Origin of the sequence: Bradyrhizobium manausense, assembly GCF_018129685.1 — a bacterium.
Taxonomy (GTDB): domain Bacteria; phylum Pseudomonadota; class Alphaproteobacteria; order Rhizobiales; family Xanthobacteraceae; genus Bradyrhizobium; species Bradyrhizobium manausense_D.
The window spans coordinates 203,793-221,494 of the sequence record NZ_JAFCLG010000003.1 but is presented as its reverse complement, the minus strand read 5'-3'; the positions used below and the strand labels follow the sequence as shown (position 1 = coordinate 221,494).

The 17,702-nt window shown below is 63.7% G+C and carries 9 protein-coding genes; 7 read left to right on the top strand and 2 right to left on the bottom strand.

Features of this window, described 5'->3' with window-relative positions; translation table 11 throughout:
- Positions 1-163 precede the first annotated feature (163 nt).
- The 6 genes from JQ621_RS11360 to treY are packed head-to-tail and all read left to right on the top strand — an operon-like array spanning position 164 to position 14,173.
- Positions 164-2,110, top strand: a complete 1,947-nt coding sequence (locus tag JQ621_RS11360; RefSeq protein WP_212234690.1) for a maltotransferase domain-containing protein — start codon at positions 164-166, stop codon at positions 2,108-2,110.
- Positions 2,111-2,121: 11 nt separating this feature from the next.
- Positions 2,122-5,415, top strand: coding sequence for a maltose alpha-D-glucosyltransferase (gene treS / locus JQ621_RS11355; protein WP_212234689.1), 3,294 nt, complete (start codon positions 2,122-2,124; stop codon positions 5,413-5,415).
- Positions 5,408-7,555 (top strand): 1,4-alpha-glucan branching protein GlgB, encoded by a 2,148-nt coding sequence (gene glgB / locus JQ621_RS11350; RefSeq protein ID WP_249125177.1) that lies wholly within the window; start codon positions 5,408-5,410, stop codon positions 7,553-7,555. The genes treS and glgB overlap by 8 nt, the downstream gene beginning before the upstream one ends.
- A gap of 3 nt (positions 7,556-7,558) precedes the next feature.
- Positions 7,559-9,637 carry a glycogen debranching protein GlgX gene (glgX, locus tag JQ621_RS11345; RefSeq protein WP_212234684.1) on the top strand — a complete coding sequence of 693 codons (2,079 nt, stop codon included), beginning with the start codon at positions 7,559-7,561 and terminating at the stop codon, positions 9,635-9,637.
- The gene (gene treZ / locus JQ621_RS11340; RefSeq protein WP_212234682.1) at positions 9,634-11,388 is read left to right on the top strand and encodes a malto-oligosyltrehalose trehalohydrolase; all 1,755 of its coding nucleotides are present in this window, start codon (positions 9,634-9,636) and stop codon (positions 11,386-11,388) included. The genes glgX and treZ overlap by 4 nt, the downstream gene beginning before the upstream one ends.
- A 1-nt stretch (position 11,389) precedes the next feature.
- Positions 11,390-14,173: a malto-oligosyltrehalose synthase gene (treY, locus tag JQ621_RS11335; RefSeq protein ID WP_212234680.1), complete on the top strand. Its 2,784-nt coding sequence runs from the start codon at positions 11,390-11,392 to the stop codon at positions 14,171-14,173.
- Positions 14,174-14,175: 2 nt separating this feature from the next.
- On the opposite strand, the gene JQ621_RS11330 is transcribed toward treY, so the two are convergent.
- Entirely contained in the window at positions 14,176-14,493 is a 318-nt protein-coding gene (locus JQ621_RS11330; protein ID WP_212234678.1) for a polyhydroxyalkanoic acid system family protein, read from the bottom strand.
- Between the two features lie 180 nt (positions 14,494-14,673).
- Between JQ621_RS11330 and JQ621_RS11325 the strand changes: the two genes are divergently transcribed.
- Positions 14,674-14,838, top strand: coding sequence for a DUF3309 family protein (locus JQ621_RS11325; RefSeq protein ID WP_211384334.1), 165 nt, complete (start codon positions 14,674-14,676; stop codon positions 14,836-14,838).
- 96 nt (positions 14,839-14,934) lie between these two features.
- Here the strand turns inward: JQ621_RS11325 and ligD are convergent, their stop codons facing one another.
- Positions 14,935-17,604 carry a DNA ligase D gene (gene ligD / locus JQ621_RS11320; protein ID WP_212234676.1) on the bottom strand — a complete coding sequence of 890 codons (2,670 nt, stop codon included), beginning with the start codon at positions 17,602-17,604 and terminating at the stop codon, positions 14,935-14,937.
- Positions 17,605-17,702: the final 98 nt, after the last annotated feature.

Below are 17,702 nucleotides of genomic sequence, written 5' to 3'. Positions count from 1 at the left end.
TTGATTTTAACGAGGCAGCGTAAGAGGTTAGCAAAGGATAACTCGCAAGCCGCACCTCCCGTTCCCATGGGAACCAATGCCACACAAGCGGCTTTCTATAGTGCTACCAAGTAGGTTCCCGACAAGGGAAACGGGCCCCTGCACTCTTGTCAATGGCATCACCGTGAACAAGACAATTCAAACTGTCGAAAGTGCCGCTTCCGGCAGCGCTTTCCTCATCGAAAATATCTTTCCGTTGATCGATGGCGGCCGCTTCGCCGTGAAGCGGATCGCGGGCGATCGGGTCGAGGTATGGGCCGACATCTATCGCGATGGCGATGCCACCATCAGCGCCGCGCTGATCTGGCGCGGCGAGCAGGACCGCGAATGGCGCCGTGAGCTCATGACGCATCATGGCGATGACCGCTGGTCCGGCGCGTTCACGCCGGCGGAACCAGGTCAATATGTCTATGCCATCGAAGCCTGGACCGATGAATTCGCCACCTGGCGTCACGGGCTCGAGCGCAAGCATCTCTCCGGCGGAGACGTCACGCTCGACGCGATCGAGGGCGCAGGCCTGCTGACGAAGGCGCATGGCGCGGGTCAGGACGCGGCGGCCGTGATCGTCAGGAAGTGTGAGGACTATCTCGGCAGCGGCGACATCGCTCCGCTGCTTGCGGCCGAACTCGGCGAGGCCATGGCCGAAAGCCAGGCGCGGCCCGACCTGACCCGTTCGCCGAACTTCCCGCTTGTTATCGACCGCGACAAAGCGCGCTTCGGTGCCTGGTATCAGATGATGCCGCGCAGCCAGAGCGCGGTTGCCGGCCAGCACGGCACACTCCGCGACTGCATCGTTCGCGTGCCCGACATCGCCGCGATGGGCTTTGACGTGCTGTATTTCACACCGATCCACCCGATCGGCGAGACCCGCCGCAAAGGCCGCAACAATGCTGCCGTCGCGGCCCAAGGCGAACCCGGCTCACCCTATGCGATCGGCTCTGCCGAGGGCGGGCACGATGCGCTGCATCCCGAGCTCGGCAGCATCGAGGATTTCCGCGCGCTGGTCGCGACCTGCCTGGAATACGGCCTCGAACTCGCACTCGATTTCGCCGTGCAATGCTCGCCGGATCATCCCTGGCTGACGCAGCATCCGGAATGGTTCAAATGGCGGCCGGACCGCTCGGTGCGGACGGCGGAGGGGCCCTACTCCGACATCGTCATCCCCGACTTCGCCTCGGTCGACCGGGTCGGGCTGTGGAACGCGTTCCGCGACGCCATGTTGTTCTGGATCGACCATGGCGTCACCATTTTCGCGATCGACAATCACGACACGGCGCCGCTGCCATTCTGGGAGTGGCTGATCCACGAGGTTCGCCAGCGGCATCCCGAGGTGATCCTGTTCTCCAAGACGTTTGCGCGGCCAAAGCTGATGAAGGGCCTCGCCAAGCTCGGCTTCGCGCAGTCCTTCAGCTATTTCCCGTGGCGCACGGGGAAGTGGGAGCTGGAGCAATATCTCGGCGAGCTCACGCGCTATCCCGAGCGGGACTTCTATCGACCGAACCTGTTCGTCAACACACTGGACCTGCTGCCCTACCATCTCCAGAGCGGCGAGGCCTGGATGTTCAAGTCGCGTATCGCGCTGGCGGCAATGCTGTCGGGCAATTACGGCCTCTACAGCGGGTTCGAGCTGCTGGAGCATGAGGCCGTCCCCGGTCACGAAGAGTACCAGGATTCCGAGAAATACCAGATCCGCCAGCGCGACTGGGACAAGCCCGGCAACATCAAGCCCTATATCACTGCGCTCAATCGCATCCGCAACGACAATTCGGCGCTTCAGCAGACCAACAATCTGCGCTTCCTTGCCGTCGACGACGGCGAGACCATCGCCTTCGCCAAGGAGGCGGCTGAACCCGTCAATACAATCGTGGCGGCCATCGCACTTTCGCGCCATGCGCGCGAGTTCTGGCTGCCGCTCGGCGACCTCACCATCGACGTCGGCGGCGAGCGCCGCCCCGTCACCGCTCTCGAAAATCTCATGACAGGCGAACAGTCCCGCATCGAATGGGGCGGGATCAAATTGCGTATCGATCCCGACCGCGATCCGGCGCTGCTGTTCCGCTGCCTGGCGTAAGGGATCACGCCATGAATGTCTTGTCTTCCGTCGACACCAAGAAGGCCGAGGCTGCCGAGGTCGTGGATGAGCTATGGTACAAGGACGCCATCATCTACCAGCTCCATGTCAAGGCCTTCGCCGACAGCAACAATGACGGCATCGGAGATTTCGCGGGCCTGACCGAGAAGCTGCCCTACCTGCAGGATCTCGGCGTCACCGCGCTGTGGCTGCTGCCATTCTATCCCTCGCCTGGCCGCGACGACGGCTACGACATCGCCGATTACGGCACGGTCAATCCCGATTTCGGGACCATGAAGGACTTCAAGCGCTTCATCCAGGAAGCGCAGAAGCGCGGCCTGCGCGTCATCACCGAGCTCGTCGTCAACCACACCTCCGACCAGCATGACTGGTTCAAGCGCGCGCGCCGCAGCCCCGCGGGCTCGAGTGCCCGCGACTGGTATGTCTGGAGCGACACCGACCAGAAATACCAGGGCACGCGGATCATCTTCACCGACACCGAGAAGTCGAACTGGACCTGGGATCCCGAGGCCGGTGCGTTCTACTGGCATCGCTTCTTCTCGCATCAGCCCGATCTCAATTTCGACAATCCACGCGTCGTCAGCGCCATCATCCAGGTGATGAAGCGCTGGCTGGATGCCGGTGTCGATGGCTTCCGGCTCGATGCCATCCCCTATCTGTGCGAGCGCGAGGGCACCTCGAACGAGAACCTCCCGGAGACACATGCGATCATCAAGCGCCTGCGACAGGAGCTCGATGCCTATTCCAAGGGAAAGCTGCTGCTGGCCGAAGCCAATCAATGGCCGGAGGATGTGCAGGAATATTTCGGCCGCGGCGACGAATGCCACATGGCCTACCACTTCCCGCTGATGCCGCGCATCTACATGGCGATCGCGCAGGAGGACCGCTTCCCGATCACCGACATCCTGCGCCAGACGCCTGATATCCCGGCAAGCTGCCAATGGGCGCTGTTCCTGCGCAATCATGACGAGCTGACACTCGAGATGGTCACCGACGTCGAGCGCGACTATCTCTGGACCACCTACGCCAACGATCCCCGCGCCCGCATCAATGTCGGCATCCGCCGGCGGCTCGCGCCGCTGATGGACAATGACCGGCGCAAGATCGAGCTGATGAACTCGCTGCTGCTGTCCTTCCCCGGCACGCCGATCATCTATTACGGCGACGAGATCGGGATGGGCGACAATATCTATCTCGGCGACCGCAACGGCGTGCGTACGCCGATGCAGTGGAGCCCGGACCGTAATGGCGGCTTCTCCCGCGCCGATCCCGCACGCCTCTACGCGCCGCCGATCATGGACCCCGTCTACGGCTATGAATCTGTCAACGTGGAAGCGCAGTCGCGCAGCTTGTCCTCACAGCTCAACGCCACCAAGCGGCTGATCTCGGTGCGCAAGTCGACGCTGGCCTTCGGCCGCGGCACCATGACCTTCATCCGCCCGGCCAACCGCTCCGTGCTCGCCTATGTCCGGCAGTATCGCGACGAAGTCATCCTCTGCGTCGCCAATCTGTCGCGCGCGGCACAGGCGACCGAGCTCGACCTGTCGCCCTGGAAGGACCGCATCCCGCAGGAAATGCTCGGTCGCAGCCGCTTCCCGGCGATCGGCGAATTACCCTACATGATCACGCTGGGGCCCTACGGCTTCTATTGGTTCCAGCTCCAGGAGCGCGACAAGTCCGAGCCGGTGACGCCGAGCGCAGTGCCGGAATTCGAGACGCTGGTGGTCCCGGTCAATTCGAACTGGGTGTCGCTGGCGCGCGAGCGCGGCGTGTTCGAGCGCGACGTGCTGCCGGGCTTCCTGTCGCGGACGCGCTGGTATCCCGAGCACAATCCCAAGCGCATCCAGGCTACGCTGACCTCGGCGGTGCCGTTCAGCGACATCGGCGACAACAGGCCCTGGATCGCGTTCTTCGAGACGACGCAGGACGACAAAACGGCGCGCTACGTGCTGCCGATGCAAATCGAGTGGGTCCGCTTCGACCGCGAACGCTTCAATCCGAAGGCGCTCGCAGCTGTGCGCCAGGGTGCGCGCGAAGGCACACTGCTCGACGTCGCCACCGACCAGATCTTCATCGGGCTTTTCCTGCGAGGCCTGTCGCAGAAGCTGGTGGTAGAGGAGAACAATCTGCGGCTCGAGTTCAAGCCGACCAGCCTGTTCGCCGATTACACCGTCAAGGAGCCCGCGCGCATCCGTGCGGTTGAGCAGTCGAACAGCACCGCGCTGGTCGACAACCAGTATGTCGCCAAGATTTATCGCCGGCTCGAATGCGGCGTCAGCCCCGAGATCGAGATCGGCCATTATCTCACCGAGGTCGCCCGCTTTGCCCATGCGCCGGCGCTGCTCGGCAGCGTCGAGCTGGCCGAAGGCGACAATCGCAGCGCGATCGGCGTCCTGCACGCCTATGTCGAGAACCAGGGTGATGGTTGGGCCGTCACCACGGGCTATCTCGACCGCTATGTCGACGAGCAGCGGGTGCTCCCGCCGGGCGAGATGCACCCGCGGACCCAGGAGCAGGCGCCCTATCTGCACTTCATGGCCCAGATCGGCCGGCGGCTCGCAGAGCTGCACATGGCGCTCGCCGCGGCCAAGCCCGCCAATCTCGCCCCCGAGCCGATCGGCGCCGCGCACGTCAAGCGCTGGACCTCGGACCTCAAGGCGCGCGCCGAACGGGTGTTCGAGCGCCTCGCTGACATCAGGGATGGCCTGCGCGAGGCCGACCGTCCGCTGATCGATCAACTGGCCGCGGCATGGGCAGCCCTGTCCGACCGCCTCAATGCGCTCTTGCCATCCGACATCGGCGGGTTGAACATCCGTCATCATGGCGACTTCCGCCTCGGGCAAACTCTGATCGTGAAGGATGACATCTTCATCATCGATTTCGACGGCGATCCGCGGCTGCCGCTGGCCGACAAGCGGCGCAAACTGCCCGCCGCGCGCGACGTCGCGGGCCTGGTCCGCTCGATTGATCTTTCGGTTAACGCGGCCCTTAACCGGGCGCTCTCAGGCGGCAGTGACGAGCACGACCGGCTTGCCGCCGCGCTCGGCGAGTGGCGTGAACACGCTACGGCGAGCTTCCTGTCCGCCTATCGCGAGGCCATGACCGATCATCGGCTCTGGCCGAAGGACAAGCATTCGGCGGAAAGCATGTTAAGGTTTTTCCTGCTTGATCAAGCGTTCGACGAGGTAGAGTACGAGCTGTCGCACCGACCGGAGGGGCTCCATGCGCCGCTGACCGGCCTGCTTCGCATTCTGTCCAATGCCGAGAGCGAAGCCCATGCCTAAACTGCCAGCCGAAGCCTACGCCATCATCGAGGGCCGCCACTCCGACCCCTTCCACTATCTCGGCCTGCATCCCGAGGGCGACAAGAGCGTGGTCCGCGCCTTCCTGCCCGATGCCTCTGATGTCGAGGCGGTCGGTGAGCATGGCGAGGTCGCCCGGCTCGACCGCGTTCACGCGTCGGGCCTGTTCGTCGGCGCGCTGCCGAACGGCTCGCAGCGTTACCAGCTCCGCGCCAAATTCGGCGACAACGTCGTCGAGTTCGAGGACGCCTATCGCTTTCCCCCGATCCTGACGGATTTCGACCTCTATCTGCTCGGCGAAGGCACCCATCAGCGCCTCTATGACAAGCTCGGCGCGCATCCGATGCGGCTGGAGGGCATCGATGGCATCGGCTTCGTCGTGCTGGCGCCGAATGCGCGGCGCGTATCCGTGGTCGGCGATTTCAATTTCTGGGACGGGCGGCGGCACCCCATGCGGGTGCGAGGCGCCGGCTATTGGGAATTGTTCATCCCGAACGCCAAGGCTGGCGACCATTACAAATTCGAGATCATCGGGCCACACGGCCATTTGCTGCCGCTGAAATCCGATCCGATGGCGTTTGCCAGCGAAGTCAGGCCGAAGACCGCCTCCATCGTGTTCGACGAAGCGCAGCTGCCGCGCCCGCGCCCGGCGCCGGATGGCATCAACGCGCTGTCGGCGCCGATGTCGATCTACGAGGTTCATCTCGGCTCATGGCGGCGCAAGGACGGCAATGAATGGCTGACCTATCGCGAACTCGCCGAGCAACTGCCGGCCTATGCCCGCGACTTGGGTTTTACCCATCTCGAATTCCTGCCCGTCAGCGAGCATCCATTCGACGGCTCCTGGGGCTATCAGCCGACCGGGCTCTACGCACCGACCAGCCGCTTCGGCACGCCGGAAGACTTTGCCGCGCTGATCGATGCCTGTCATCGCGAAGGCATCGGCGTGCTGCTCGACTGGGTGCCCGGCCACTTCCCCGATGACCCGCACGGGCTCGGCAGCTTTGACGGAACGGCGCTGTACGAGCACGCCAATCCGCTGCAGGGTCGCCACCTGGACTGGGGCACGCTGATCTATAATTACGGCCGCACCGAAGTGACGAACTTCCTGGTCTCGAACGCGCTGTTCTGGCTGGAACGCTACGCCATCGACGGGCTGCGCGTCGATGCGGTCGCGTCGATGCTCTATCTCGACTACAGCCGCCCGCCCGGCGCCTGGATTCCGAATCAGTATGGCGGCCGCGAGAACATCGAGGCGATCAACTTCCTGCGCCGCTTCAACACCGAGCTGTTCGCACGCTTCCCGCAGGCGACCACGGCGGCGGAAGAATCCACCGCATGGCCGCAGGTCTCGCGTCCGGTCGAATTCGGCGGGCTCGGCTTCGGCTATAAGTGGAACATGGGCTGGATGCACGACACGCTGAACTACATCAGCAAGGATCCCATCCACCGCAAGCATCATCACGGCGAGATCCTGTTTGGCCTGCACTACGCCTTCTCGGAAAACTTCATCCTGCCGCTGTCGCATGACGAGGTCGTTCACGGCAAACGTTCGCTGCTCGGCCGCATGCCCGGCGACGAATGGCAGCGCTTCGCCAATCTGCGTGCCTATTACAGCTTCATGTTCGGCCATCCCGGCAAGAAGCTGCTGTTCATGGGCGGCGAGATCGCGCAAAGCCGCGAATGGAATCACGACCAGTCGCTCGACTGGCACCTGCTCGAATACAAGTATCATTCCGGCGTCCAGGCGCTGATCCGCGACCTCAACCGGCTGTATCGTGCCGTACCTGCGCTGCACCAGATGGACTGCGACCCAGCCGGCTTCGAATGGCTGATCACCAATGATGCCAACCGCAACGTGTTCGCCTGGCTGCGCAAGGGTCTTGACGAGAACGCGCGATGTCTTGTGGTGATCAATTTCTCGCCCAATGTCTACAGCGACTACCGCGTCCCCGTGCCCTTTGCCGGCAAATGGAAAGAGGTGCTCAACTCCGACTCCGCCCATTATGGCGGAACCAATGTCGGGAACATCGGCGAAGTGCAGACCATCGATGGCAAGGCACCCGAGCTCCGCCTCACCCTCCCACCGCTCGCTGCGATCTTCCTTGTTCCGGAAAGCTGACCGATGCGCCTGACTGCTGGATCGCCCGCACGGCTCGGTGCAAGCTGGGACGGACGCGGCACCAACTTTGCGCTGTTTTCCGCTCATGCCGAAAGGATCGAGCTGTGCCTCTTCGACAGCCAGGGCCGCCGTGAGCTCGAGCGCATCGAGCTACCGGAGCGAACCGAGGACGTCTGGCACGGCTATCTCAACGACGTGTCACCGGGACAGCTCTACGGCTATCGCGTGCACGGCCCGTACGAGCCTGAACACGGCCACCGCTTCAATGCCAACAAGCTGCTGCTTGACCCCTATGCCAAGCGGCTTGCCGGCCGGCTGGTCTGGAGCGATGCGCATTTCGCCTATCGCACCGGCTCAGCGCGCGAGGATCTGTCTTTCGACCGGCGCGACAATGCGCGCGGCATGCCAAAGGGCGTCGTGGTCGATGAGACCTTCAACTGGGGCCGGCGCGAGATCCGGCCCAACATCCCCTGGGAAGACACGATTATCTACGAGGCCCACGTCAAGGGCCTGACGCAGAAGCGCGACGACGTGCCGCCGAATTTGCGCGGCACCTATGGCGGGCTGTCGTCACCGGCGATGATCGAGCACCTGAAGAAGCTCGGTGTGACGACCGTCGAGCTGCTGCCGATCCACAGCTTCGTCGACGACCGCGTGCTGGTTGAGAAGAAGCTCGTCAATTACTGGGGCTACAACACGCTCTCGTTCTTCGCGCCGGAGCAGCGCTACGCCCAGGACAATGCCCTCGATTCCTTCCGCACCACCGTCGCGCGTCTGCACGATGCCGGCATCGAGGTGATGCTGGATGTCGTCTATAACCACACCGCCGAGGGCAATCACCTCGGTCCGACGCTGTGCTATCGCGGCATCGACAACGCTTCCTATTACTGGCTGAACCGCGAGAACCCCCGCTATTACGACGACTTCACCGGCTGTGGCTCGTCGGTGAATCTGACACATCCGCGCGTGCTGCAGATGGTGATGGACAGCTTGCGCTACTGGGTCGAGGTCTGCCATGTCGACGGCTTCCGCTTCGACCTCGCCACCACTCTCGCGCGCGGCCCGAACGGTTTTGAACGCGGCAGCTCGTTTCTCACCGCGATCCGGCAGGATCCGGTGCTCGCCACCGTCAAGCTGGTCGCTGAACCCTGGGACCTCGGCCTGGGCGGCTACCAGGTCGGCGCATTCCCTTCGCAATGGTCGGAGTGGAACGATCGCTATCGCAGCGCCATGCGCCGCTACTGGAGCGGCGAAGGCAGCCTGATCGGCGACATCTCCAGCCGCATGACGGCCTCATCCGACCTGTTCAACCACGACGGGCGGCGGCCGCGCGCCAGCATCAACCACATCACCGTCCATGACGGGTTCACGCTGGCCGACCTCTTCAGCTACAACGAGAAGCACAATGAGGCCAACGGCGAGGACAATCGCGACGGCTCCAGCGACAACCACAGCAACAATTGCGGTGTCGAAGGTCCGACCGACGATCCTAAAATCCTCGCCTTGCGCCGCCAGCTTCGCAAGAACGTGCTGGCTTGCCTGATGCTGGCGCAGGGCGTTCCGCTGCTCCTTGCCGGCGACGAGGTCGGCAACACGCAATCCGGCAACAACAACGCCTATTGTCAGGACAACGAGGTCGGCTGGGTCGGCTGGGACAATCTCGGCAAGGACGGCGACGACATGGTCGATTTCGTCTCTGGTCTCGCCGAGATCCGCCGGAAATTCTCGCAGCTGCGCAGCCATCGCTGGCTCGACGGCCGGCCGAAGGACGGCATCTCCTACGGCGCGCTATGGCTGACGCCTGACGGCAACGAGATGACGGAGAGCGACTGGACATTCCCGGATGGGCGGTTCCTCTCTTATGTGATGGGGCCAATGGAACCGGGCAGCGCCGCGATCTTTATTGTCTTGAACGCCGCCCCCGAAGAGATCGCATTCAAATTGCCCAAAATGCCCGAATACAAGAGCTGGCAGCAGATCCTGAACACGACGGATGCCAAGCTGAACAACGTTGATTTCCAGTCGGGAAGCGACAGCAAGGCGCCACCACGCTCCGTGCTCGCCTTCGCGGGGGCACCATGAGGCCATCGTTCGGCGCGAAGCCGACCAGGGACGGCGTGTCATTCCGCTTGTGGGCGCCCGGTGCGCGCCGCGTCGATCTGCTGCTCGAAAGACGACACGCCATGCAGCGCCGGCAGGATGGCTGGTATGTCGCCGACATCGCCGGCCTGCCGGTCGGAAGCACCTACAGGTTCCGCATCGACGACGAGATCGACGTACCCGATCCGGCTTCGGCGTTCCAGCCGGAGGATGTGTTCGGCCCCAGCGAGGTGATCGATCACGACGCTTTTGATTGGCGCGCGAGAGACTGGCGTGGCCGCCCCTGGGAAGAGACGGTGCTGATCGAGACCCATGTCGGCACCTTCACCAACGATGGCACCTACCGCGCGATGATCGACAAACTCGATCATCTCGTCTCGACCGGCATAACCGCACTGGAGCTGATGCCGCTGGCCGATTTCGCCGGCCGTCGCGGCTGGGGCTATGACGGCGTGCTGTGGTACGCGCCCGACAGCGCCTATGGCCGGCCTGATGAGCTGAAGACGCTGATCGACGAAGCGCATCTGCGCGGGCTGATGGTGTTCCTCGACGTCGTCTACAATCACTTCGGCCCCGAAGGAAATTATCTCGGCCGCTATGCGCCAAGCTTCTTCACCGACGCGCACACGCCCTGGGGCAGCACGATCGATTATCGCGTGCCGCAGGTGCGTGCTTTCGCGGTCGAGAACGCGCTGTCCTGGCTCACCGACTATCGCTTCGACGGCTTAAGACTCGATGCCGCCAACCACATCATGGCGATCCCCGGCGAGCAATCGATGCTGCACGACCTCAGCGTCGCTGCCGGTGAGCTCGCCAAGGCCACGGGGCGGCACATCCATCTGGTGCTGGAGAATGGCGACAACCGTGCCAGCGTGCTCGATTCCGCGCAGGAGCCGCCCAACGGCAAATATCGCGCACAATGGAACGATGATTACCACCACGTCTGGCACGTGATGCTGACCGGCGAGCACGCCGGCTATTACGGCGACTACCAGACGCCGCGCATGGACCTCGCACGCGCGCTCGCCTCGGGCTTCGTCTACCAGGGCGAGATTTCGGAGTTCTGGGGCAAGAAACCGCGCGGCGAGCCGAGCGGCGAGCTGCCACCGGCGACCTTCGTCAACTTCCTGCAGAACCACGACCAGATCGGCAATCGGCCACTCGGCGACCGGCTGGAGCATCTGGTACCTCCACGGCAGATCGAAGCTGCGCTTGCCGTGACGCTGCTCGCGCCGATGGTGCCGATGCTGTTTCAAGGCGAGGAATGGGGCTCGAAGGCGCCCTTCCCGTTCTTCTGCGATTTTCAGGGTGGCCTCGCCGAGGCCGTGCGCGAAGGCCGCAAACGAGAATACGCCTGGGCCTACGACGTCTACGGCGACGACGTGCCGGATCCGCTTGATCCCGCGACACCACAATCGGCGGTGCTCGACTGGACCGGTCGCTCGCCGGAGCAGGACGCGCGGCTTGCGCTGGTGCGCGAGTTGCTCGCGCTTCGCCGCAAGGAGATCATGTCGCGGTTGAAGGGCGCGCGATTCGGCAATGCCGAGGCTGAAGACAACGGCTTGCTCACGGCGCACTGGCGCATGGGCGACGGCACCACACTGGGCCTGATTGCCAATCTATCGGACAAAGACATCACCCATCCCAACGATATTGCGGGCACGCCGATCTGGGGCGACGTGGCCGGCGGCCGACTTCCGCCCTGGTCGGTGGTCTGGCATATCGGAGGTTGATATGACTTCCGCGATCCCTCTGGCGACCTACCGGCTCCAGCTCACCGCGGATTTCGACTTCGACAAGGCGGCCTCGGTCGTGCCTTACCTCAAGGCGCTCGGGATCACGCATCTCTACGCCTCGCCGGTGATGAAGGCCCGCAAGGGCTCGACCCACGGCTATGACACCGTCGATCACAGCCAATTCAATCCCGAACTCGGTGGCGAGGCCGGCTTTGCCCGGCTGAGCGAGGCGCTGAAGGCGCACGACCTCGGCCTCATCATCGATTTCGTGCCGAACCATGTCGGCGTGCACTTTGCCGACAATCCGTGGTGGCTGGACGTGCTGGAGTGGGGACAGGCCTCGCCGCACGCGGTCTCCTTCGACATCGACTGGGATCAATTGCCCCACCGCGCCCGCGTCGGCGTGCTGCTGCCGATTCTCGGCGCATCCTATGGCGAGTCGCTCGAGCGCGGCGAGATCGAGCTGCGCTACGATCCCGACGAGGGCAGCTTTTCCGCCTGGTACTTCGAGCACCGCCTGCCGATCGCGCCCGAGCGCTATGGCGAGATCTTGCGGATGATGGTGAAGGAGGCGGACGCCGCCGATACCGTGGCCGGCAAACGCTTGCTCTCGCTCGCCGCCCGCTACAAGGGCCTGCGCCAGCCCAGCCGCAAGGACGCTCCCGCCTTCAAGGCCGAGCTGAAGGAAATCGCGGGCGCTGCGGACATCATCGCGCACGGCCTCGACGCCTATCGCGCGGCAAAAGATCGTCCGGCGCAGACATTGGCGCTGCATCATCTGCTGGAGCGGCAGAACTACAAGCTCGGCCACTGGCGGCTCGCCTCCAGCGACATCAATTATCGCCGCTTCTTCGACGTCAACGGGCTCGCCGGCCTGCGCGTCGAGGACGCCAGCACATTCGCCGCCACGCACCGGCTGGTGAAACAACTCGTCACCGAGGGCAAACTGCAAGGCATCCGCCTCGACCATATCGACGGCTTGCGCGATCCCGCGCAATATTGCCAGCGGCTGCGCCGGCTGGTGCGCGATGCGCAAGGCGCAACAAGACCGTTCTACACGGTGATCGAGAAGATCCTGTGCGAGCAGGAGAAGCTGCCGCATTTTGCCGGGGTTCAGGGCACCACCGGCTATGAATGGATGAACGCGATCACCCAGGTGCTGGTCGAGCCGAAGGGGCTGGAGGCGCTGGACGAGACCTGGCGGCAGATCAGCAACCGGCCGCCGCGGCTTGCGCCCTACGTCAAGGAGGCCAAACGGCGCGTGCTGGAGACGCTGCTGACCAGCGAGTTCATCGTGCTGACGCGCCTGCTCGCACGCATCGCCAACGGGCACTACTCCACCCGCGATTTCTCCGCCGACAGCCTGCGGCAGGCGCTCGAACTCTACGTGCTTCACTTCCCGGTCTATCGCACCTATCTGACGCATAGCGGCCCGACCGCGCTCGACCGAAAACTGATCGACGACACCATCGCGCGCGCGCGCGCGGAATGGTTCGCCGCCGATGAAGGCATTTTCGACTTCCTGCGCGATGCGCTGACGATGGACCTGCTCAAGCCCGGCCGCCCGCCGCACGGCGCCCCGCGCGTGCGCCGCTTTGCGCTGAAGGTGCAGCAGTTCACCGGGCCGATGATGGCCAAATCGCTCGAGGACACAGCGTTCTACCAATACCACCGGCTGCTCGCGTTGAACGAGGTCGGCGGCGATCCCGCGAGCAAAGGCCTCGCCATTCCCGCCTTCCACGAAGCGATGCGGGCCCGCGCCCGGGAATGGCCGCAAGGCATGACGGCGACCGCCACCCACGACACCAAGCGCGGCGAGGACGCCCGTGCACGGATCGCGGCGCTGAGCGAAGTTCCCGGCGAATGGGCGAGCTCCGTGGCGCGCTGGAAAGTGCTGAATGCGCCGCATCTTGCGCTCAACGGCAATCTGCGCGCGCCGTCGACAACGTTCGAGTACATGCTCTACCAGACCCTGATCGGCGCCTGGCCTCACGAGGAACCGGATGCCGGTTTCGCCGAGCGAATCCAGGCTTATGCGCTGAAGGCCGCGCGCGAAGGCAAGGAAGAGACAAGCTGGCTCAATCCGCATCAGGCGTATGAGGACGGCATCAGCAGCTTCATCGAGAAGATTCTCGATCCCACACGGTCAGGGGAATTCCTGGAGGGGCTTCAGGCGCTCGCCCGCCGCATCGCGTTACTCGGGGCGCTGAACTCGCTCAGCCAACTGACGCTGAAGGCGACACTGCCTGGCGTACCCGACTTTTATCAGGGGACCGAGTTCTGGGACCTGTCGCTGGTTGATCCCGACAACCGCCGCCCGGTGGATTTTGTCGCGCGCCAGGCAGCGCTGAATTCGCTGGAAACATCGGATTGGCGGAACCTGATCAATACCTGGCCGGACGGACGGCTCAAACTGGCCTGGACGCGACATCTGCTGAAGCTTCGTACCGAGCTCGCCGGCGTCTTTGCGCGGGGCGAGTATCAGCCGCTCGACGTCCGCGGCGCGCACGCCGATCATGTCATCGCGTTTGTCCGCCGCCATGGCCGCGAAGCCGCGATCGTCGTGGTTGGACGCCAGTTCGCGCCGCTCACGCAAGCTGGCCGGCAATGGCCTGTGCCGGAGGGACTTGACGCGACCGTCGACATTTCCGGCTATGCCGCGCCGGACCTTGCGGGCAACGAACTGCCGGTTGCCCAGGCGTTCCGTGACCTTCCTGCGGCAGTCATCCCAGCCCGCACGGCAAGCGCCGTCCGGCCTGCGCGGCATCGCGTCGGCGCGTGAGGCTACTTGCCACCGTCCTTCGTCAGCAGCAGCTGTCCGCGCTTGCGGATCATCGTCTGTGCCATCTCGGCAAAGCGCTGCAATAGCCACGGCAGCACCACCTCGACCTTCACATGATCATCGGCGACATCGACCCGGCCGCTCGCAATCTGTCCCATTGCGCGGATGCGGAAATTCATGGTGTCGCCGCTCCAGCGCTCCTCCTCGACCTGGATCACGGGGATGCTCGCCGCGGCGCGGCCGAGCCCGGTCTTGAGCCGGCGCACGGCCTCTTCGCGGCCCAGGCGGTGCGGAATGGAAACGACAAGCGGTGCTGACATGGCCCTGCCCTGTGCTGACTGATCCTCACATAGTCATGCCGGGCAGGGCTGCAAAGGTTCCATGCAAGTTGGGACCTGTCGTCCCGTTTCAAATTCGGAACTTTCAAACCTGCGGCAAGTTGCCCTCCCGCAACGGACAGGTGCAAACGACCCTTTCGAGAAGGGCTGGAGGAGATTCGCATGTCTATCGGTACCATCATTCTGATCATCTTGGTCATCGCGCTGCTCGGCGGCTTTAGCGGCATCGGCGGCGGCCCGTTCTACGGCACCGGCTATTACGGCGGCGGCGGTCTCGGGCTCATCATCGTCATTCTGCTGATATTGCTGCTGATGGGGCGGATCTGACGACGCTGTCGTAGGGTGGGTTAGCGAAGCATAACCCACCTCTTCGGCCTCAGCGGATACAAACAATGGTGGGTTACGCCTTCGGGCTAACCCACCCTACTTCTGTTTCGCAGCAAGCTTCTTCATCGCCGCCTTGATCGACGAGGCCGCATCATCATAGCCATCCCACGCCTTCGATCGCGACAATAGCCCCGGCACGGTTCTCACCGTGAACTTGTTCGGATCAAGATCGCTCTTCACCTGTGCCCAGGTCACCGGCATCGACACCGTCGCGCCATCGCGGGCACGCGGCGACAGCGGAGCCACGGCCGTCGACATCCGATCGTTGCGCAAATAGTCGAGAAAGATCTTCCCGCTGCGCAGCTTCTTCGACATGTTGAGCAAATAGCGCTCGGGATCGTCATCCGCCATCCACTGGCAGACGCCTTGCGCAAACGCCTTGGCTTCCTTCCAGCTCACTTTGTCACGCGCGCCATGGAGAAGCGGCACCACCACGTGCAGGCCCTTGCCGCCCGTGGTCTTGCAAAAGCTCTCCATTCCGACATCGCCAAGCCGCTGCCGCATCTCCTTGGCCGCCTCGACGACGTCGGCAAACTTCACGTCCGGCGCGGGATCGAGATCGAACACCAGCCGGCCCGGCGTGTCATAGGCGCCAGGCGCGCAATTCCAGGGATGCAGCTCGACACCGCCGATCTGCGCCACTGCGGTAAGGCCCTCAACGCGATCGATCTGCAAGTAAGGCTTGCGATCGCCGGAGACTTTTGCGAGCTCGAGCAGGTTCGAAGTCCCTTGCATCGCATGACGCTGGAAGAATTTTTCGCCGCCGATGCCGTCGGGGGCGCGCAGGATCGAACAGGGCCGCCCCTTGATATGCGCGATCATCCAGACGCCGACAGCTTCGAAATAGCGCGCGAGATCCAGCTTCGTGACGCCTTCACCGTCGCCACCATCAGGCCACAGCTCCTTCTCCGGCTTCGAGATGACGACGCCCATGACCTCGGCGGTGCCCTTCCCTTTCGCGGACTGCGCTGTAACGCGCTTTCTGGCAGACGGCTGCGCGAGCTTGATATCGACAGGCGTCTCCGCCTCGACCTCCTCGGCCGGCTTGTCCTGCCGCAGGCCCTTGAAGGCGGCCTGGCGGATGTTGCCGTCGGCGGTAAAGCCGGCGAATTCAATCTCCGCCACCAGCTCCGGCTTGACCCAATGCACATCGCGCGTCTTCTTTGGCGCGTTTTTGCCGCCAAACGGGCTTTCGCTCGATGCAGCCTCTTTCAGCAACGGCATGATGCGCTTGACCTTGTCGGCGCCGAAACCGGTGCCGACCATGCCGACAAAAGCGAGATGATCGCCACGATGCACGCCGGCCATCAGCGAGCGGAATTTTCCATTGGTGGTCTTGTAGCCCCCAATCACGACCTCATGGCCGGCCCGGCACTTCGCCTTGGTCCAGCCCTCGGTACGGCCGGAGCGATAGGGCGCACCCAGCTTCTTGGACACCACGCCTTCGAGCTCGAGCTTGCAGGCCGATTGCAGCACCGCATCGCCGCCATTCTCGAAATGCTCGACATAGCGGATCTGGCTGGACTTCTTCTTGCGGGCTTCCAGCAGCGCCTTGAGGCGCGCCTTGCGCTCGCCGAGCGGCAGGCGGCGATAATCGAGGCCTCCGGCGAACAGGAGGTCGAAGGCAAAGAAGACCAGCTCCTCGGTCTTGCCATCGGATAACGCAGCTTGCAGCGAAGAAAAGTTCGGCGCGCCGTTGTGGTCCAGCGCGACGATCTCGCCGTCGATCAAGGCGTCGGGAAGCCCGCCGGCCTCCTTCGCAATCGACGCGAACTTGCCGGTCCAGTCGAGACCCTTGCGCGTCTTCAGCGTCGCTTCGCCGTCCTCGACACGAAGCTGGACGCGGTAGCCGTCGAACTTGATCTCGTGGCACCAGCCGTCGCCTGCCGGTGGCCGCTCGACCGGCGTGCAGAGCTGCGGCACGACGAAGTCCGGCATCTCCGAGATTTTCTTGGCCGTCGTCGCTATGGTCGTTTGCTGCTTCGAGGACCTGGTCTTTTCAATCCTGGCGCTCTTCAGCGCGGTGCGAGGTGCCGGCTTGACCGTGCGTCCCTTCGCCTCGTCGGCGCGGTTGGATTGCCAGACGGCGTCGGCCTTGCCGGAGCCCTTCGCCAGCATGAACGGCTTTGGCGCGCGGCCCTTGCCTTCGGCGATCTGCTGCATGGCGCGGCCGGAGGCCACCGATTTGTCCTCCGTCAGGATATCTTCGTCCTCGCTGGCATATTCGTCGCGATGCTTGATCAGCAGCCAGTTGGTGCGCCTCTCGCCACCGCGGTTGCGCATGCGCACGAGCACCCAGCTGCCATGCAGCTTGTCGCCATGCAGGGTGAATTTGAGGTCGCCCTTCTTGAAGCCGGCTTCGGGATCATCGGATTCCCAGGTGCCGCGGTCCCACAGCATGACCGTGCCGCCGCCATATTGTCCCTCCGGAATCGTTCCTTCGAAATCGCCATAGTCGAGCGGATGGTCCTCGACCTCGACGGCCAGCCGCTTGTCGTGCGGATTGAGCGAAGGGCCCTTCGTCACCGCCCAGGATTTGAAAACGCCGTCGAATTCGAGCCTGAGGTCGTAATGCAGCCGGGTTGCGTCATGCTTCTGGATCACGAAGCGCCGCTGTTTCGAGGGCGCCACTGCGGCCTTGCCCGACGGTTCGGGCGTCTTCTCGAAATTACGCTTCTTTCGGTAAGTGGAGAGTTTTTGCAGCACGACCGGTCCCGCTTCTCTTTCGGTATTCAGCCTACACGGCAAAAGTCCCGCCCGGAACCAAAACCCGATGGCGCGGTTGGGGTTCCAAAACGCGTTGA

What these genes read in the sequence shown, in the direction of transcription:
- glgB (WP_249125177.1), top strand. Translation starts at nt 5,408, where the DNA reads ATGCCTAAACTGCCAGCCGAAGCCTACGCCATCATCGAGGGCCGCCAC.
- JQ621_RS11325 (WP_211384334.1), top strand. Translation starts at nt 14,674, where the DNA reads ATGTCTATCGGTACCATCATTCTGATCATCTTGGTCATCGCGCTGCTC.
- treS (WP_212234689.1), top strand. Translation starts at nt 2,122, where the DNA reads ATGAATGTCTTGTCTTCCGTCGACACCAAGAAGGCCGAGGCTGCCGAG.
- glgX (WP_212234684.1), top strand. Translation starts at nt 7,559, where the DNA reads ATGCGCCTGACTGCTGGATCGCCCGCACGGCTCGGTGCAAGCTGGGAC.
- treZ (WP_212234682.1), top strand. Translation starts at nt 9,634, where the DNA reads ATGAGGCCATCGTTCGGCGCGAAGCCGACCAGGGACGGCGTGTCATTC.
- JQ621_RS11330 (WP_212234678.1), bottom strand. Translation starts at nt 14,493, where the DNA reads ATGTCAGCACCGCTTGTCGTTTCCATTCCGCACCGCCTGGGCCGCGAA.
- treY (WP_212234680.1), top strand. Translation starts at nt 11,390, where the DNA reads ATGACTTCCGCGATCCCTCTGGCGACCTACCGGCTCCAGCTCACCGCG.